Source organism: Candidatus Palauibacter sp. (assembly GCF_965208055.1).
Lineage (GTDB): Bacteria > Gemmatimonadota > Gemmatimonadetes > Palauibacterales > Palauibacteraceae > Palauibacter.
Genome location: NZ_CBDBNY010000004.1, coordinates 1,011,643 through 1,030,182, shown reverse-complemented (window position 1 = coordinate 1,030,182; position 18,540 = coordinate 1,011,643). Strand labels below are relative to the sequence as shown.

Below are 18,540 nucleotides of genomic sequence, written 5' to 3'. Positions count from 1 at the left end.
GGTGATGCCTCAGCCGCCGCGGCGAGCCGGTTACCGCGGCCTGTGGACGCTTGCGCTCGGCGCGCTGGCGGGCTGCGCGTCCTCGACCGTCCCGTCCATCGACTACGAGATGCTGGGCACGTTCCCGCACGATCCCGCGGCGTACACGCAGGGCCTCCTCTTCCACGACGGGCACCTCTTCGAGAGCACGGGCCGCTACGGCGAGTCGAGCGTGCGCCGGGTCGACGTGCCGACGGGAGAGGTCCAGGCACGCGTGGCGGTGGATTCGGCGCTGTTCGGGGAGGGTCTGGCGCGCGTCGGCTCCGAACTCGTGCAGCTCACGTGGAAGGCGGGCCGGGCTCTCGTCTACGACCTCGAGACCTTCGCGGTGCTCCGGGAGTTCACCTACGACGGCGACGGGTGGGGACTCTGCTACGACGGCGAGGCGCTGTGGATGTCCGACGGGTCGAACGCGCTCGAACGCCGGAACCCGCAGGACTTCACGGTGCTGGCGACGGTCGAGGTCACGCGCAACGGGTCGCCGCAAAACCGGCTGAACGAACTGGAATGTGTGGACGACTGGATCTACGCCAACGTCTACCAGACCGACGTCATCGTCCGCATCGACAAGGCCACCGGCGAGGTCCTCGGCGAGATCGACCTCTCGAGCGTCCCCCTCGATGCCCGTCGGGCGGGCGACATCGACGCGGTGCTCAACGGCATCGCCTACGTCCCCGAGACCGGCGTCTTCCTCGTGACCGGCAAGCTCTGGCCCAAGCTGCTCGCCCTCCGCCTCGACGATTAGCTCATGTCGCAGGCCGAAAGCGATGAGACTGGGCCCCTCGTCGACTTCGTCGGGATCCAGCCAGGGGGCCATCCATGTCAGGCGCTACGAAACGGCTTGAGAGGTAGCTACAGGACGCCTGCGAAGCGATCTCGGAGGCTTTGGAGGCGAAAGACCGGTTCGTTGCTGAACACGAGGCGGAGTTGGTACTCCGCGCCGGGGCCGCCCCAGGCGTCCATGGGTGTCGCGGCGACGCCGGCCCTTGCCAGGAGCCGATTCGAGAGTTCACGGGCCGTGAGACCCAGAGGCCGCGTGTCCACGAGGAGCGACCAGCCGCCGCCGGGGGACCGAACGGGGTAGTCCCGCAGCGCCTCGATCACCGCGTCGCGCCGTCGCTCCCAGCGCGCCACGCTCGCGGCCACATCCTCGGCTTCGTCTCCAGCGGCCAGCGCCGCCAGCGCGCCGGGCTGCCCGATCCCGACGCCCGTCACGACATTGTAGATCCCGACTTTGGCAACAGCGGCAAGGACCGCGGCCGGTCCCGCCACCCAGCCCACGCGCCAGCCGATCATGCGGTGCTCCTTGGAGACCGAGCCGATCGTGAGCGTCCGCTCGCGCATTCCGGAGAGCGACGCCGGATGCACGTACGGGCGGCCGTCGTAGAGGATCCGTTCCATCGCCGCGTTGTAGAGGAGCCACAGGTCGTGGCGCTGGCAGAGCTCCGCCACGACCGCCCAGTCGCCAGCGTCGAGCACGCCGCCGGACGGCATGGACGGGTTCATGATGAAGAGCGCCCGGGTCCGGGGGCCGACGCATCCGGCAAGGGCGTCGAGGTCGAGGCGCCAGCCCTCCGTGCGATCGAAGGCCCAGGGCGCGAGCCGCGGGACCGCGCCGGCCAGCCGCACGCGCTGGAGCATGCCGGCGTACGTGGGGTCGGTGACAACCACTTCGTCGCCCGGATCCACCGTGGCGAGCAGGGCGTTGAACAGGCCCTCCGTGCCGCCCGCCGTGATCACGCACTCCCGGTCGGGGTCGTATTCGCGCCCGGCGAGTCGGCCGACGTGCCGGGCGGCCGCCGCGCGGAGCTCAGCCCGGCCCGTGAAGGGCAGGTAGCTGTTGGCGGCCGGCGATTCGAGCGCCGCGCGGGTGGCGGCCACCGCCGCCGCGGGCGGGCGCAGGTCGGTGTCGAGGTTCTCGAGCCGGAGGATGCCGGAGCCGTGCTCCGCCGCCCGCGCCACCCCGTCGATGTCGAACCCCGGGATCCCGGACAGCCGCCCGGGCGGTGTGCGCGCGCCGCCCTCCGCGGCGCTCACCCGCCCAACTTCCGCTGCAGGGCGTCGAGTGCCGCCATGAGGTCGGGCTCGTCCGACAACACGCCCAGGAGCGGATCGGCGTCCAGATCCCGGGCCCGCCCGGGCATCGTCCGGATCGTGAAGTCCTCCATCGAGAGCCCCTGTCCCACCTCGGCCCAGCGGAGCGGCGCGGACACCGTGGCTCCCGCCCGCGGCCGCACGGAATAGGGCGCCACCACGAGCCGTCCGCGGCCGTTCTGGACGTAGTCGATATAGATCTTGCCGTCTCGTCCCGCCGGGTTCCGCACGATCGTGGCCCGCTCGGGAATCTCCGCCGCCACCGTCTTCGCGAGCAGGAGCGCGAGCGTGCGCGACTGCTCGTAGTCGAGTTGTCCGCCGAGCGGGATCATCACATGGATCCCCGAAGATCCGCTCGTCTTGGGATAGCTCGGCAGTCCGATCTCCTCGCACAACTCGCCGATCGTCCGCGCGACTTCCACCACATCCCCGAACGGCGCGTACACTTCCTCGTCGTCGCGCTTGTGCTTCGGGTCGAGGTCGAGAAGGCACCAGTCGGGGCGGTCCAGGCTCCCGATGCGGCTCGCCCACACGTGAAGAGGGATGGCGCCCAGATTCGCCACGAACACGAGCGTCGCGGGGTCGTCGGCGATGAAGTAGTGGATGTCCCGCCCGGACCCCTTGCTCCGGATCGCTTCCGTGCGCACCCATTCGGGCTGGAATCCGGGCGCGTTCTTCTGGAAGAAGGATTTCCCGTCGATCCCGTCCGGGTACCGCGTCAGCACGAGGGGCCGGTCCTTCAGGAACTTCAGCAGCCACGGCGCGATGTCGCCGTAATACGCGATCAGGTCCCCCTTCGTGTACCCCTCCCCGGGCCAGAAGACCTTGTCGAGATTCGAGAGCGGCAGTTCCTCGACCGGCGGGGGAGAGGTGTCCACGCGCACGGGATCGGTCAGCGCCGCGCGCGGGTCCCGGGGAAGCCGGCAGTCCGTGGGGAGCACGTCCGCGACTTCGACGAAGACGGCGTGCCGGAGGAGGCCGCCCTCGGTGACTTCCTTGTAGCGGATCTCGGCGACGAGCCGGGGCTCGACCCAGGTGTGTTCGTCTCCCGCCGGAGCCGGAGTCACGAACGCGGGCCCATCCGATTTAAGGTCGTCGAGCCGGGCATGGAGGACTGTAAGCGTCTTGTCGTCGAAGCCCGTCCCGACGCGGCCGACGTAGTGGAGGGCGAGGTCGTCGTCACCGGTGGGCGCTTCCGGCGCGGAGTCGGCCGGACCGTAGGCGCCCAGGTGGAGGGCCCCGAAGCCCGTCCGCGAACTGGCCGGGCTCGTGAAGCCGACGATGATGAAGCGGTTCCGGCGCGCCGCGTGGATCTTCCGCCAGTCGGGGGAGCGGCCTCCGAGGTACCGCGAGTCGGCGCGCTTGGCCATGATCCCCTCCAGACCCATCCCCTGAACCTGCCCGAGCAGGGCCTCCCCGCACCCCTCGAAGTGCTCGCTGAAGCGGATCGGACCCGCTTCCGGCACCACGTCGCGCAGGAAGCGGCGCCGCTCGGCGAGCGGAAGGTCGCGCAGGTCGCGGCCGTCGAACGCGAGGAGGTCGAAGGCGTAGAAGCTCGCCGGCGCCTCGAAGGAGGCCCGCCGGATGTCGATCGAACGCGAGAGCCGGGCGCGCTTCTGCAGGCGCCGGAAGCTTGGGTATCCCGCCGCGTCGTGGACGACAACCTCGCCGTCCAGCACGACCCGCCGGTAGGGGAGCTTGCGCAGGGAGCGCGCGATGTCGGGGAAGGTGGGGAGCGCGTCGTGTCCGTTGCGCGTCAGGAGACTCGCCCCGCCCTCGACCGCCGAGGCCAGCATGCGGTAGCCGTCCAGCTTGAGTTCGAAGTGCCACGCGGGGTCGTCGAACGCGTCCTCGCGAGGGGTGGCGAGCATGAACCGGATGTCGGCGGGGTCGACCGGCGCCTCGTGCGCCCCCGCCTCCGCGAGGGCCGCGGTCAGATCTTCTCCCGGGTACCAGCCGCGCTCCCGCTCCGCCATCTGCTCGACCGTGAGCCCGGACAGGATGGAACTCTCCGGGAGCGACCCGTCCTCGAGAATCGGGTGCCCGCCGCGCCGCTCGCGGATGAGCAGCCATTCCTTTCCCGTCTCCCCCTTCTCCAGCCGCACGAGCGTCCACACGCCCTTGAGTTTGTGGCCCCGAAGCTCGAACAGGAGCTTGCCCGTCTCCAGTCCATCCTCCGGGTCCTCGAGCATGATGCAGCGACCGATGTCCCACACGATCATCTCGCCCCCGCCGTACTCGCCGGCCGGAATCACGCCCTCGAACTCGATGTATTCGACCGGATGATCCTCGACGTGGACCGCGAGCTTCTTGTCGGCGGGATCGGCGGAGATGCCCTTCGGCACCGCCCATGAGACGAGGACGCCCCCGATCTCGAGGCGAAGGTCGTAGTGCCGCCGGGTCGCCGCGTGCAGTTGGACCACGAACACGCCGAGCCCCGTCCCGGGCGCCCCGCCGAAGGGCTCCGGCGTGCGCTCGGACGCGCGCTTGTCCCGGTATTCCTCGAGTTTTTCTGGTGGCATGCCTGCAGGCGCCCCCTGTCGCTGCCCGCTTCGCGTCGCTCCCGCTCTGTGCGACAATCCCGGCCGCAACCTATTATTCCGCCCCCCCGTCCGGCATCACGCCGGGGGGCCGGCATCGGGGCCGGGATTGGGGCCGGCGCCGGAGCCGGCATCGCGCCGGCGGTTCGGCGCGCACACGGAGAGGCACAGGATGTCACCTCGACCCATCGCAACGGCGACGATCTCGTTCGGGCTCGTTTCGATCCCGTGCCAGCTCTATTCGTCCGCCGAGAACTCGCAGAAAGTCCGCTTCAACTTCCTCTCCCCCGACGGGGCCCGCGTGAAGCAGCAGTACGTGGACGCGAAGACCGGGGAGCCGATCCCCCGCGGCGATCTCGTGAGGGGCTATCAGTTCGCGAAGGACCAGTACGTGACGTTCAAGCCGGAGGAACTGAAGGCACTCGAGACGGCGGCGACGCGGGCGATCGAGATCGTCGAATTCGTGCCGCTGGACCAGGTCGAGCGGGCGTATATCGGGAAGACGTACTACCTCGGGCCCGCGCGGGGGGGGGACAAGGCCTACCGCCTGCTCGGGGCGGCGATGATGAAGACGGGCTGGGCCGCGCTCGCGAAGTATGCGGCGCGCGGCAAGCAGTATCTCGTCCTGGTGCGGCCGGTCGGAGATCACCTCGTGCTGGAACAACTGCACTACGCGCACGAGGTGCGGGACATCGCCGACGTGCCGTCGGGAGAGGGCGAGGTCGCCGATGCGGAACTCGGGCTCGCCGTCCAGTTGATCGAGCAGATCGCCTCGGAGAGCTTTGATCCGTCAAAGTACGAGGATGAGGTCGGACAGCGCATGCTCGAGGCGATCGAGCGGAAGGTCGCCGACGGCACCGAGATCGCCGCGCCCGCGGAGGAGGAAACGACGGCGCAGGTCATCGACCTCATGGCCGCCCTGCGCGCGAGCGTCTCCGGCACCGAGGAGACGGAGGCCGGGGCCGATGACCAGGCGAAGGGCGAGCCCGAGAAGAAGAAAGCCACCGGGTCGTAGGCGGACCTGCGAGACCGGACTCACGCCGGAGTCACGAGAGAAGACTACCCAAGGAGAATCCGATGCGGGTTCGATCCGTCGCCCTGTTCGCGCTCATCCTCCTGCTGCCGGTCCTCCGGAGTTCCGGCGCACACCTGCCCGGCGCACCGACCGTCGACGACCTACGGGCCGGCGTCCCGGATCGGATCGCCGCCGTCGATGCGGTCGACACGGAGACCCTGCGGGTCACCGGGCTCGAGGCCGGAGTCGAGATCCTCAAGGACCTGTGGGGTGTCAGCCACATTTACGCCGAGACGGAGCACGACCTCTTCTTCGCGCAGGGGTACAGCGCGGCGCGGGACCGCCTCTTCCAGTTCGAAGTCTGGCGCCGCCAGGCCACGGGCACGGTTGCCGAAATCCTCGGTCCCCGTGAGCTGGAGCGCGACCGCGGCGCCCGGCTGTTCCGGTTCCGCGGCGATCTCGAGGCGGAACTGAACCACTATCACCCGCGCGGCGCCGAGATCATCCGGGCCTTCACGGACGGCATCAACGCGTACATCGCCGAGACGGAGCGCGACCCCGGCCTCCTGCCGGTCGAGTTCGAGATGCTGGGGATCCGGCCGCAGCCGTGGACGCCGGAGGTCGTCATCTCCCGCCACCAGGGCCTGCTCATGAACATCGGGCAGGAACTCGATCTGGGGATCGCCGTCGCGGCGGTGGGGCCGGAGAAGGTGAGGGAAGTCTCCTACTTCCACCCGGGGGAGCCGGACATCGATCTCGACCCCGCGATCGACGGCTCGCTCCTGCGGCCCGAGATCCTCGACGTGTACCGCGCCTTCCGCGGGCCCATCCGGTTCCGGCCCGAGGACATCGAACCCCGCTTCCGCGCCACCGCCTCGGACGCGGAGGCCTTCGCCCCGCAGACGCTCCAAGCGGAAGCCGAGGCGGAAACGTACGAGGCGGAACGCCTCGAGGCGGAGCAGATGGGGACGGGAAGCAACAACTGGGTCGTGGCGGGGAGCCGCACGCTGAGCGGACACGCGCTGATGGCGAACGACCCGCACCGGGTGCAGGCGGCCCCGTCGCTGCGCTACCTCGTCCACCTCGTCGGACCGGGATGGAACGTGATCGGCGGAGGTGAGCCGGTCCTCCCGGGCATCTCGATCGGGCACAACGGGCATGGAGCGTGGGGACTCACCGTCTTCCAGACGGACGCCGAAGACCTCTACGTCTACCGAACCCATCCGGACGACCCCGACCGCTACTGGTACCGCGGCGCCTGGGAGGCGATGCGGGTCATCGACGACGAGATCCCGGTCGAAGGGCGGGAGGCCGAGCGCGTCCGGCACCGGTACACGCGGCACGGACCCGTCGTGTACGAGGATCGGGACAACGGCCTCGCCTACGCGGTGCGCGCCGGGTGGATGGAGATCGGCGGCGCGCCGTACCTCGCCAGCCTGCGCATGAACCAGGCGAAGACGTGGGAAGAGTTCCGGGACGCCTGCAACTACTCGAACATCCCCGGCGAGAACATGGTGTGGGCCGACGTGGACGGGAACATCGGCTGGCAGTCCGTGGGGATCGCGCCCATCCGCCGCAACTGGTCGGGCCTCGTCCCGGTGCCGGGGGACGGCCGCTACGAGTGGGACGGCTACCTCGAGATCCGACACAAGCCGCACGTGTTCAATCCGGAGAAGGGGTTCTGGTCGACGGCCAACCAGAACCTCGTGCCGCCCGGCTACGAGCACCGCGACGCGGTCGGCTGGAGTTGGAGCGATCCGTTCCGGAGCGCCCGCATCGACGAGGTCTTGGCGACCGGCCGGCGCTTCACGATGTCGGAGATGATGCAGTTGGCGACCGACTACGTGTCGCTCCCCGCCCGCTCGCTCGTGCCGATGCTGCGCGGCGTCGACCTGCCCCCGGGGGCGGAAGCGGCACGGGGCGACCTGCTCAACTGGGACTTCGCGCTGGCCCCGGAGTCCCGCGAGGCGGCGATCTACGTCTCCTGGGAGCGTGAGATTCAGCGACAGATGGTGCCGCTCGTCGTCCCCGCCGAAGTCCGCGCGTCGCTCGGTCGTCTGTCCATGAAGAAGATCATCGACTGGCTCGGCTCGCCCCCGGCCTGGTTCGCGGCGCTCGGAGACGGGGATCCGGTGGCGGGTCGCGACGCCTTCCTCTCCCGCACGCTGGCCGACGCCCTGGACGGATTGGAGGATCGCTTCGGCGGCGACCCTTGGCGCTACGGCGACGTGCGCTTCAAGCACGCACGGTTCCGGCACCCGCTGTCCGGGATCGTGAACGCGGAAATGCGCGCGCGCCTCGAGGTCGGACCGCTCCCGCGCGGCGGCAACGGCTTCACCGTGAACCAGACGGGAGGCGGGGACAACCAGACGTCGGGCCCCTCCTTCCGGATCATCGCCGAGGCGGGCGATTGGGACACGGCCGTGTTCACGAACACGCCGGGACAGGGGGGAGACCCGGACGACCCGATGTACCGGAACCTGTTCGAGGGCTGGGCGAAGGACCGCTTCTTCCCGCTCTACTACTCGCGGGAGCGAGTCGAAGCCGCGGTCGCCGACCGGGTGATGCTGACGCCCAACTAGGAGCTTGCGCCGTAGAAGCCGATGGTGCGGCGCGGTTCGGCTGGCTATGGTGATGCCGTGCTGTGACGGGTTCACGTTCGGCGCGGGGAGTTGGCGATGAGTGCGAGGTCTCTACCGTACGATCCGGAGAGGATGAGGACGAGGTTCCGTCCGTACGATCCGGACCAGCAGTTGCTGCTGCCTCAGGATCTTCGTGAGTGGGTGCCGGCGGGGCACTTGGCGCATCATGTGAGCGATCTGGTGGACGCGGCGGACCTGTCGGCTTTCTACGCGCGTTACGAGGGGGACGGGCGGCGGCGGAGTCCGTACGATCCGCGGATGATGGTGAAGGTGCTGGTGTACGGGTACGCGACGGGGGTGTTTTCGTCTCGGAAGCTGGCGCGGAAGCTGGAGGAGGACGTGCCGCTCAGGATGCTGGCGGCGGGGAACTTTCCGGCGCACCGGACGCTGTGCGAGTTCCGGAAGAGGAACCTGAAGGCGTTCGGTGCGTTGTTCGCGGAGGTGGTGCTTCTGGCGCGGGAACTGGGTCTGGCGGGGTTGGGCCGGGTGGCGGTGGACGGGACGAAGGTTCGGGCGAACGCGAGCAAGCGGAAGGCGATGAGCTACGGGCGGATGGGTCCGGAGGAGGCGCGCCTGGAGGCGGAGATCGCGGAGTTGCTGGCGCGTGCGGAGGCGGCCGACGCGGAGGAGGACGAGCGGCACGGGGAGGACGTTCGGGGCGACGAGCTGCCGAAGGAGTTGAAGCGGCGGGAGGACCGGCTGGCGGCGATCCGGGCGGCGCAGGCTCGTCTGGAGGCGGAGGCCCGCGAGCGCGACGACGCGCGGGGCCGGGAGCCGGAGTGGGATCGCAACCCGAAGGGGGGGAGTCCGTACAAGCTGGACTACGGGGAGCCGGAGGCGGACTCGCAGACGAACTTCACGGATCCGGAGAGCCGGATCATGCGGACGAGCACGGAGGGCTACCAGCAGTGCTACAACGCGCAGGCGGTGGTCGACGGCGAGAGCCAGCTGGTGTTGGGGGCGGAGGTGACCGACAACGCGAGCGACCAGGGGCAGTTGGTGGAACGGGTTGACGAGGTGTCCGGGCGGTTGGGGGAGACGCCGGGCGAGGTGCTGGCCGACGCGGGCTACTCGAACGAGGAGGACCTGGCGGCTCTGGATGCGCGGGGGATCGACGGCTACGTGGCGCTGGGCCGGGAGGGCGGGGCGGCCGCGGAGCCCGACCCGGAGACGTGCCCGGCGAGGGCGCGCATGGCGAAGAGGCTGAAGACTCCGGAGGGCCGGGCGGTGTACGCGAAGCGCAAGTGGATCGCGGAGGCTCCCATCGGGTGGATCAAGGAGGCGATGGGGTTCCGGCGGTTCAGCATGAGGGGCCTGGAGAACGTGCGCGGCGAGTGGGATCTCGTGTGTCTGGCGCTCAACGTGCGGCGCCTCCACATCCTTCGGGCCGCGTGAGGGGCCGGAAACCCGTGTCGGGCGTTCCCCGGGGCACAAGAAGGGGTCCGCGACCCCGCCCGAACGCCGCCCGCCGGGCCGTCTCCCCGCCAACAACGCGTTCCCGCCCGGAAAACGACCGATACTTCGGCTCGCGGGACCCCGCGGGCGGCATCCGATCGCTTCCGCCGCGCTCCTGCGGCGCAGGCTCCTAGGCCTGCTCGAGATAGAAGCCGATGAGGCCCTGGTTCCGGGGCGGCTCGGCGCCGAGCTGGCGCAGCATCGTCGTCACCTGTCCGCGGTGGTAGGTCGCGTGGTTGACGACGTGCTGCAGCATGTGCCAGAAGACCGCACGCATCGGTTCGCCATCGAAGAACCGGTAGTCCATCACGCGGTCGATGTCCTCGGGGCCGAGTGCCTCGACGAAGCGGCGGACGCGCGCCTCTTCCGCCAGCCAGCGCGCGCGAATGTCGCCCACCGTCTCGAAGCCGGCAGCGGGCAGATGCTCCGTCGGGAAGTGTCCCCGCCAGCGTGAACACCAGACCCATTCGGCCGATACGACGTGGGTGAGCGTGTCGCGGATGGAGCCGAAGCTGCTCCCCAGGTTCCGGCGGAAATCCTCGGGCGAGATCCGCTCGACGGCGTCGAGCGTTCCGTCGCGGGCCCAGTAGTGAAAATCGAGAAGTGCGGTCAGCGCGTCCAGGGTCATGGCGGGAGTCTACCCGCCGAGAACGCCGGACGCACGATCCCGGCGGCACGGGCGCGGGCTCGTCGCCCGTTTGCAGCGGCCGCCCCGCTCCGGCTAGATTATTTGGCTGTTCCGCAGAAGACGGCTTCGCCGGGAAGCAGAGACCCAGCACGTGGGGAAGACATGAAGGCAGGCATACATCCGGAGTACGCACCCGCGAAGATCACCTGTGCGTGCGGCCGGGACACGGAAACCTCCTCGACCGTGGGCGAGATCCACGTCGAGATCTGTTCGCACTGCCACCCCTTCTTCACTGGGCGGCAGAAGCTCGTCGACACCGCGGGCCGGGTGGAGCGCTTCATCGCGAAGTACGGCGACGGGAAGGCCCGCGGCGGCGCGAAGGAGGAGACGGCGCGGGGAGAGGCGCAGGAGGAAGCGCCGGAAGAGGCGGAGGCAGTGGTGGCGGATGCCTGAGCCGGAGCCGTCCGGCGCACGGCACTGCCAGCTCTACGGCAAGCTGAAATGCAAGCTCAAATGACGGGGTTCCTCGCGGACCCCGTTTTCATGTAGGGAACGAACGATGTCGGATCGGGACACGCTCGAGGATCGCCTGCGCGCCGCCGCCGAGCGATACGAAACGCTGGCGCGCCGGCTGGCGGAGCCCGAGGTGCTGTCGGACATGGCCCTCCTGCGCGACCTGGCGCGCGAACACTCGGGGCTGGAGCCGCTGGCGCGCGCGGCGGAGCGCCACTTCAAGCTCCTCGACGATCTGCGGCAGGCGCGGGAAGTCGCCGCGGAATCCGGCGGAGAACTGGCGGAACTGGCCGCGGCCGAGGTCGCCGAATTGGAGGCCGAGCGCGAGGCCGCCCGGGACGAGCTTCGTCACCTCCTCGTCCCGAAGGACCCGCTGGACGACCGTCCCGCCGTGGTGGAGATCCGCGCCGGGACGGGTGGCGACGAAGCCGCGCTCTTCGCCGCGGACCTCTACCGAATGTATGCGCGCTTCGCCGCGGAGTCCGGCTGGGACGTGGAACTCGTGAGCACGAGCGAGGGCGTGTTGGGCGGCCTCAAGGAGATCGTCTTCGTCGTGCGCGGATCCGACGCCTACGGCCGTCTTCGCTACGAGTCCGGCGTCCACCGCGTCCAGCGCGTGCCCGAGACGGAGAGCCAGGGTCGGGTGCATACGTCGGCGGCGACGGTGGCCGTCCTCCCGGAAGCCGAGGAAGTGGACCTCGAGATCGATCCCGCGGACCTCAAGATCGACGTGTTTCGTTCTTCCGGCCCGGGCGGACAGTCCGTGAACACCACCGACTCCGCGGTGCGGATCACGCACGGGCCGACGGGGCTCGTGGTGTCGTGCCAGGACGAGAAGTCGCAGTACAAGAACAAGGCGCGGGCGCTGAAGGTGCTGCGCAGCCGGCTGCTCGACCGGATGGTCGCCGAGCAGGAGGCGGAACGGGCCCGCGAGCGGCGCACCCAGGTGGGGACGGGCGACCGCTCCATGAAGATCCGGACGTACAACTTCCCGCAGAACCGGGTGACGGACCACCGGATTCACCTCACGAGCCACCGGCTCGAGGCGATCCTCGCCGGGGACCTGAACGAGATCGTGGAGGCGCTGCGGCTGGCCGGGACGGAGGAGCGGATGGCGGCGGAGGGCGGGTGATGGAACCGCCGCCGGGTGGGGCGGGACGCCGCCCGGCGGGTCCGACGCGCCGCGAGATCGTGCAGGGCGTGCGGCGCGAACTCGAGCTGGCCGGGCTCGAGACCCCGCGGGTCGAGGCCGAGCGGCTCGTGGCGGCGGCGCTCGACCTGTCGCGGAGCGAACTCGGCGTCTCCGGCGGGGAGCGGGTCGATCCGGCCGGTGCGGCGTCGGTGGCGCGCGCGGTCTCCCGGCGTCTCGAGGGGCAGCCGCTCCAGCACATCGAGGGCACGGTCGACTTCCGGCGTGTGCGCCTCGTGTCGGATGGCCGCGCCCTCATCCCGCGTCCCGAGACCGAGCAGTTGCTCGACCTCGTCGCCGCCTGGCATCGCGACCGGGGGACGCCCGTGGACGCCCTCGACATCGGCGTTGGTTCGGGCGCCATCGCGATCGCGCTCCTCGACGAGGGCATCGCCACGCGCGTCGTCGGGCTCGACGTGTCGGAGGACGCCCTCGACCTGGCCCGCGCGAACGCCCGCCGTGCGGGCGTGGAGGGGGCAGAGGGGCTCGAACTGCGCCTCTGCGCGCCCGACATTCGGTCCGCGCTCGCTCCGGACGAACGTTTCGACCTCGTCATCTCCAATCCACCCTACGTCACGTCCCCGGAATGGACCGATCTCGACCCCGTCGTCCGGGATCACGAGCCCCGTGTCGCACTCGATGGCGGAGAAGACGGACTGGGCGTGATTCGAACCGTGGTGTCCGTCGCCGCGGCACGGCTCCGTGAACGCGGCGCGCTGTTTCTCGAGATCGGGATGTCGCAGGGCTCCGCCGTCCTCCATCTCCTTGAGGCTCAAGCATCGCTCTCCGGCGGCCGCATCGGGATGGACCTTGCCGGCCGTCCCCGCTTTGCGAGCGCGCGGAAGGCCGTTTCCGGCTAGTCGCGTCGCCGGCTCGTTCAAGTCGCGTGGGGGTCGGGGCCGGGTTATACTCGGGCGTCGAATCATCGGCCTCGGCCCGCGGATGGCGAGCGGTCAAGGCGCGGACGATTCGAGCCTCCGCCCGCCGCCGGCCCGACGCGTCGGCCCGGGGTGCTTCCCGACTTCCGTTTCGAGCCGGAGACATGGACGAACGAGACCGCATGCTGGAGAAGGCGCAGGAGGTGGGGCGCATCATCTCCCAGTTGCCCGAATACGCCTACCTGCGCGCGGCCCGCCGCGAGATCGACGAGGACCGTGACGCGACGGAACTGCTCAACCGGATGCGCGACCTGCAGAGCACGCTCATGGAAGAAGTCGGCCGCGGCGAGCAGCCGAGCGAGGAGCAGGAACGGGAGTTCGCCGAACTGCAGGAGAAGATCCAGACGAACACCCGCTACCAGGCCCTCGTCTCCTCCCAGGCGAACTTCGAGAAGCTCATGGAGCGGGTGGACCGGGCGATCGGGGAGGGGGTCCGGAAGGGCGAGGAAAGCAGGATCATCCTCCCGACATGAGAGCGGCTCGCGACCTGGGGGAACGCGCGCTGCGCGCGATCTTCGAGCCGGCCATGGCGTGGCTCACGCGACGCCGCGTCCACCCCAACGTCATCAGCACGCTCGGTTTCATCATCACCTGCAGTTCCGGCTACTTCTTTCATCAGCACCATGTGAGCACGGCCGGCTTCCTCGTCCTCCTCGGCGGCGTGTTCGACCTCTTCGACGGCACGGTCGCGCGCCGCACGGGTCTGGCCTCGTCCTTCGGGGCCTTCTACGACTCCACCCTCGACCGGCTGTCCGAGATCGTCGTCTACCTGGGACTCCTCTCCCTGTACAACGACTACCGTCTCGAACTGGGCGACGTGGGGATGATCTACTGGATCGTGCTCGCGCTGGCCGGCTCGCTGATGATCAGCTACACCCGCGCCCGGGCCGAGGCGCTCGGCATCGCCTGCCACGTCGGGCTCATGCAGCGGCCGGAACGGGTCATCCTGATCGGCTTCGCGGCGCTCATCTTCGGCGAGACGACCATGTTCGGGCACCAGGGTCTCGTCCTCAGGGTCGTGATCATCGTGCTCGCGATCCTCACCAACCTGACCGCCTTCCAGCGGATCTGGTGGGTGTACCGGAATACGCGGCCCGACGGCGAGCCGCCCCGGCAGTCGAACTGAACCAGACACGAACTGAACCAGACACGGAGTGAACCGGCATCGTGGATTCGGATAGATCACCTGCAACCATTGCCCCCGCCGAAGGAACGCTCGGCGTTCTCCTCGTAGGGCTCGGGGCGGTCTCGACCACCTTTATCGCGGGCGTGGAGGCGGCGCGCCGGGGGCGGAACCGGCCCATCGGATCGCTCACGCAGATGAACACGATCCGGCTCGGGAAGCGAACGGAGAACCGAACCCCGCTCATCCGCGACTTCGTGCCGCTGGCCGGACTCGACGATCTCGTCTTCGGCGCGTGGGATCCGATTCCCGACAACGCCTACAAGTCCGCCAAGGTATGCGGCGTCCTCCGGCCCGAGGATGTCGATCCGCTCGCGGACTTCATGCGCGGAATCGAGCCGATGCCGGCCGCCTTCGACCGCGCCTACGTGAAGAAGCTCGACGGCTCGAACGTGAAGACGGGCGCGAACAAGCGGGAGCTTGCCGAGCAACTCCGCGAGGACATCCGCCGGTTCAAGGCGGAGAACGGCTGCGACCGTCTCGTGATGGTGTGGGCGGCTTCGACCGAAATCTTCATGAAGGCGAGTCCGGCGCACGACAGCGTGGCCTCCTTCGAGCGCGCGATGGAGGAGAACCACCCCGACATCGCGCCTTCGATGCTCTATGCGTGGGCCGCGCTCATGGAGGGGGTGCCGTTCGCGAACGGGGCGCCGAACCTGACCTGCGACATCCCCGCGCTGCTCGCGCTCGCCGCCGAACGGGGCGTCGCGATCGCGGGCAAGGACTTCAAGACCGGCCAGACGCTGATGAAGACGATTCTGGCTCCCGGCCTCAAGGCGCGCATGCTCGGCCTCAACGGCTGGTTCTCGACGAACATCCTCGGCAACCGGGACGGCGAGGTGCTCGACGACCCGGAGAGTTTCAAGACGAAGGAAGAGTCGAAACTCGGGGCGCTCGAATATATCCTGCAGCCGGACATGTACCCGGACCTCTATGGGGACATGTATCACAAGGTCCGCATCAACTACTATCCGCCCCGGGGCGACAACAAGGAAGGCTGGGACAATCTCGACATATTCGGCTGGATGGGGTACGGCATGCAGATCAAGATCGACTTTCTGTGCCGCGACTCCATTCTGGCCGCCCCCATTGTGTTGGATCTGGCGCTCTTTCTCGACCTCGCGGCGCGCTCCGAACTGTCGGGGGTCCAGGAATGGCTGTCCTTCTACTTCAAGGCGCCGCAGACCGCTCCGGACCTGTATCCGGAACACGACATCTTCATCCAGCACTGGAAACTCAAGAACACGTTGCGCTGGCTGATGGGGGAGGAGCAGATCACCCACCTCGGCGTGGAGTACTACGACTGAATGAAGGGCTGAATGAACGGCTGCTTCCTCGTATTCGAGGGACCGGAGGGGGCGGGAAAATCGCTCCAGATCGGCCGGCTGGCCGAGCGGCTGTCCGCGTGCGGCGCGCCGCACACGGTGACGCGGGAACCCGGCGGCACGGCGGCGGCGGAGGCGATTCGGAGCGTGCTCCTCGACCGGCCGGAGTTGCGGCTCGACGGGATTGCCGAGTTGCTCCTGTTTTCGGCGTCCCGCCGCGCTCATGTCGAGGAGGTGATCCGGCCCGCGCTGGAGCGTGGCGAGGTCGTCCTCTGCGACCGCTTCGAGCTGTCCACGCGGGTCTACCAGGGGTGGGCGCGCGGAGTCGACGCGAAGACGATCGAGCGGGTCACCCGCGCCGCGACGGGTGGCCTCCTTCCGGATCTTTACCTTGTGCTCGACGTACCCGTGAAGGTGGGCCTGGGTCGCCAATGGCAGGACGAGGACGACCCCGGCCAGTTGGCCTTCTTCGGGCCCGCTCCGGACCGCATCGAACTCGAGAAGCGATCGTTCCGCGAGCGCGTGCGGGAAGGGTATCGAGAACTGGCGGCCGAAGACGAGAGGATCGTGCTCGTCGACGGCTCCGGGACGCCGGATGAGGTGGAAGCCCGGATTCTGGCGCTGCTGGAGGAGAGGTCCCCGGACCGCTTCGCAGCGGCGAACTTTCCTCTTTGACGGTGCGGTGTGACATTGACGGTAGCGGCGGCGTGCCGCTCGAACGGAGCCCGGCGCGATACGGGCTTGCCACCACGGAGGATGCATGAGAATGCAGCGATCCTGGACGACGGGAGTGCTGGTCGGCGCCATCGCCCTTGCGACCGGCGGCTGGCTCATAAATCAGAGCGGGGACGCGAGCGGCGGAGAAAGCCGCCGGCTCCTGGATGAGATCCACCGCCTGATCTCCGCCCAATTCGTCGACGAGATCTCGTCCGACGAGTTGTATCGCATGGCGATCGACGGGATGCTGGATAATCTGGGCGACCCGTACACCACGTTCCTCGAACCCCGGGATTCCGAGGATCTTCGTTTCACCACGACGGGCAACTACGGTGGACTCGGCGTCCGCATCGACGTGAAGGACGACTGGATCACCGTCGTTCAGGTGCTCCCGAACTCGCCGGCCGTCCGCGAGGGACTCGAGGTCGGCGACCGCATCATCGAGGTCGAGGGCGAATCCGCCGAGGGGTGGTCGGTGGACAAAGCCGTGGACACCCTGCGGGGTGAGAGGGGGGCGCCGGTCGACATCACGATCGCGAGAGTCGGCGTGGACCGGCCGCTTGCGATTCGTATCGTGCGCGACGTCATCCAGGTGGCGCAGGCGCAGGGCTTCGTCCTGGACGGCGATGTCGGCTACGTGACGCTGCGCGGCTTCAGCCGCGAGGCGAAGGAGGAACTGGTCGCGACGCTGGACCGCCTCGTCGAGGAAGGGGCCGGCGGACTGATCCTGGACCTGCGGCGGAACCCCGGCGGCCTGCTGCCGGCGGGAATCGATGTCACGGATCTCTTCCTGGAACGTGGCAAGTCCGTGGTGGAAACTCGGTCCCGGCTGGACGAGCAGAACTACCTGTTCCGCGCCTCCTCCGAGGACCGCTACGCCGACATTCCCCTCGTCGTCGTCGTGGATGGCCTCAGCGCGAGCGCGTCCGAGATCGTGGCCGGCGCGCTCCAGGACCACGACCGCGCCGTCGTCGTCGGCACGACGACGTTCGGCAAGGGATCCGTGCAGACGCTGTACCGGCTCTCCGGGAACAACAGCATGAAGGTCACGACGGCCCGCTGGTACACGCCGGCCGGCCGCTCCATCACGAAGGACTTCGACCGCGAGAGCGCGCTCCGCGACCTGGCCGCGAGCGCCGTGGCGATTTCCGGGGAACCGGTCGCGGCGCGGTCGGAGCCGGGAGACCGGGAGGAGTTCAGCACGACGGGCGGCCGGACGGTGTACGGAGGCGGCGGGATTACGCCGGACCTGGTCGTCTACCGCGATACGCTTTCGACCGAGGAACAGGAACTGCGGCGTCTCGCGACGCGCTCCGGGGCGATCCCGCGGAACGTCGTCTTCCGGTGGGCGGTCGAGTACTCGAACGACTACGATTTCGACGAAGGGTTCTCCGTCACGCAGGGGATGCGGGAGGAAGTCTGGACGGCGCTCGTGGCCGCGGGGGCCGAGATCGAGAGGGAACTCTTCGACCAGTCGCAAACCTATGTCGACTGGCTCATCGCGGATGAGCTGGCCGGCGCGGAGTTCGGGGAGGTACCCCAGCTCCGCAGCCGGGTCGTCCGTGATGCGCAGATACAGGTCGCAATGGACCTCCTGATGCAGGCGGATTCGCCGGATGCGCTGCTCACGGTTGCGGCGCGCGTCGCCGAGGAGCGGGGCGCGGATGGGGCGGATGGTGCGGACGGCGCGGACGCGGAGAGCGGGGAGTCCGACGGGGATCGCTAGGCGTTCCGCGAAACACCTCGTGTCGGCGCCGAGGACAGGGCATCGCGCCGGCGGGAGATTCAGGATGGGAGGAGACGAGTTATGAGACAGCGCACGCGACGGTCGGCCGTGATGGCAACCACGATGGCTCTTATGGCGGCTCTGATGGCGGTAGCGGCGTGCGCCAGCAACCCTCGCCCCGGCACGTACAGCCGGCTCATCATCACCGGCAGCGAGATCCGCGACGCCGGGTATCGCTCGGCCTACGAGGCGCTCACCCATCACCGGGAACTCATCATCTTCGAAGACCGGATCGGCTTCCGGGGAGGCAACGACAGCTCCAATCTGTTCGGGCGGCAGACGCAGGACTACTACGTGCCGCTGCTGGTCGTGGATGGCGATTTCAACCTGAACGACGCGGTCACCACGCTGCGGCGGATCCCCGCGGAGGAGATCGTGTCGATCCGGCTGTATCACCAGAGCATGGTTCCGGTCCGCTACCAGAGGCCGGGCGCCGAGGGCGGAGTGATCGAGGTCAACACCCGCTAAACGGCGGG

The 18,540-nt window shown here is 69.1% G+C and carries 16 protein-coding genes; 13 read left to right on the top strand and 3 right to left on the bottom strand.

Going from position 1 to position 18,540, the window contains the following annotated elements; genetic code table 11:
* The first annotated feature begins 4 nt into the window (after positions 1–4).
* Positions 5–784, top strand: a complete 780-nt coding sequence (locus ACOGXI_RS04850; RefSeq protein WP_419937753.1) for a glutaminyl-peptide cyclotransferase — start codon at positions 5–7, stop codon at positions 782–784.
* Positions 785–891: 107 nt separating this feature from the next.
* Here ACOGXI_RS04850 and ACOGXI_RS04845 read toward each other — a convergent pair whose 3' ends face one another.
* Together ACOGXI_RS04845 and ligD are read right to left on the bottom strand one after the other, a co-directional pair.
* Entirely contained in the window at positions 892–2,076 is a 1,185-nt protein-coding gene (locus ACOGXI_RS04845) for a pyridoxal phosphate-dependent aminotransferase (protein WP_419937752.1), read from the bottom strand.
* Entirely contained in the window at positions 2,073–4,655 is a 2,583-nt protein-coding gene (ligD, locus tag ACOGXI_RS04840; protein WP_419937751.1) for a DNA ligase D, read from the bottom strand. Before ligD ends, ACOGXI_RS04845 begins: the two co-directional genes overlap by 4 nt.
* A gap of 190 nt (positions 4,656–4,845) precedes the next feature.
* On the opposite strand from ligD, the gene ACOGXI_RS04835 reads away from it, so the two are divergent.
* From ACOGXI_RS04835 to ACOGXI_RS04825, 3 genes are all read left to right on the top strand, one after another.
* Positions 4,846–5,688, top strand: coding sequence for a Ku protein (locus ACOGXI_RS04835; RefSeq protein ID WP_419937750.1), 843 nt, complete (start codon positions 4,846–4,848; stop codon positions 5,686–5,688).
* A gap of 62 nt (positions 5,689–5,750) precedes the next feature.
* Positions 5,751–8,270 carry a penicillin acylase family protein gene (locus ACOGXI_RS04830; protein ID WP_419937749.1) on the top strand — a complete coding sequence of 840 codons (2,520 nt, stop codon included), beginning with the start codon at positions 5,751–5,753 and terminating at the stop codon, positions 8,268–8,270.
* A gap of 132 nt (positions 8,271–8,402) precedes the next feature.
* Positions 8,403–9,725 (top strand): IS1182 family transposase, encoded by a 1,323-nt coding sequence (locus tag ACOGXI_RS04825; RefSeq protein WP_419937292.1) that lies wholly within the window; start codon positions 8,403–8,405, stop codon positions 9,723–9,725.
* Between the two features lie 190 nt (positions 9,726–9,915).
* Here ACOGXI_RS04825 and ACOGXI_RS04820 read toward each other — a convergent pair whose 3' ends face one another.
* Complete coding sequence (locus tag ACOGXI_RS04820) at positions 9,916–10,413, bottom strand: DinB family protein (protein WP_419937748.1); 498 nt, start codon at positions 10,411–10,413, stop codon at positions 9,916–9,918.
* A 162-nt stretch (positions 10,414–10,575) separates the two neighbouring features.
* On the opposite strand from ACOGXI_RS04820, the gene rpmE reads away from it, so the two are divergent.
* The 9 genes from rpmE (at position 10,576) to ACOGXI_RS04775 (ending at position 18,532) form a co-directional block, all read left to right on the top strand.
* A complete protein-coding gene (gene rpmE, locus ACOGXI_RS04815) occupies positions 10,576–10,866 on the top strand; it encodes a 50S ribosomal protein L31 (RefSeq protein WP_419937747.1) in 291 nt (96 codons plus the stop codon).
* A gap of 106 nt (positions 10,867–10,972) precedes the next feature.
* Positions 10,973–12,058, top strand: coding sequence for a peptide chain release factor 1 (gene prfA / locus ACOGXI_RS04810; protein ID WP_419937746.1), 1,086 nt, complete (start codon positions 10,973–10,975; stop codon positions 12,056–12,058).
* Positions 12,058–12,975 carry a peptide chain release factor N(5)-glutamine methyltransferase gene (gene prmC, locus ACOGXI_RS04805; RefSeq protein WP_419937745.1) on the top strand — a complete coding sequence of 306 codons (918 nt, stop codon included), beginning with the start codon at positions 12,058–12,060 and terminating at the stop codon, positions 12,973–12,975. Before prfA ends, prmC begins: the two co-directional genes overlap by 1 nt.
* 182 nt (positions 12,976–13,157) lie before the next feature.
* On the top strand, positions 13,158–13,526 hold the full coding sequence (locus tag ACOGXI_RS04800) for a YlbF family regulator (protein WP_419937744.1): 369 nt from the start codon (positions 13,158–13,160) through the stop codon (positions 13,524–13,526).
* On the top strand, positions 13,523–14,179 hold the full coding sequence (locus tag ACOGXI_RS04795; protein ID WP_419937743.1) for a CDP-alcohol phosphatidyltransferase family protein: 657 nt from the start codon (positions 13,523–13,525) through the stop codon (positions 14,177–14,179). Before ACOGXI_RS04800 ends, ACOGXI_RS04795 begins: the two co-directional genes overlap by 4 nt.
* A gap of 38 nt (positions 14,180–14,217) precedes the next feature.
* Positions 14,218–15,543: an inositol-3-phosphate synthase gene (locus ACOGXI_RS04790; RefSeq protein ID WP_419940158.1), complete on the top strand. Its 1,326-nt coding sequence runs from the start codon at positions 14,218–14,220 to the stop codon at positions 15,541–15,543.
* Positions 15,544–15,555: 12 nt separating this feature from the next.
* Positions 15,556–16,236: a dTMP kinase gene (tmk, locus tag ACOGXI_RS04785; RefSeq protein WP_419937742.1), complete on the top strand. Its 681-nt coding sequence runs from the start codon at positions 15,556–15,558 to the stop codon at positions 16,234–16,236.
* 85 nt (positions 16,237–16,321) lie between these two features.
* Positions 16,322–18,004: a S41 family peptidase gene (locus ACOGXI_RS04780; protein WP_419937741.1), complete on the top strand. Its 1,683-nt coding sequence runs from the start codon at positions 16,322–16,324 to the stop codon at positions 18,002–18,004.
* An 81-nt stretch (positions 18,005–18,085) separates the two neighbouring features.
* Positions 18,086–18,532, top strand: a complete 447-nt coding sequence (locus ACOGXI_RS04775) for a hypothetical protein (RefSeq protein WP_419937740.1) — start codon at positions 18,086–18,088, stop codon at positions 18,530–18,532.
* The last annotated feature ends 8 nt before the right edge of the window (positions 18,533–18,540 follow it).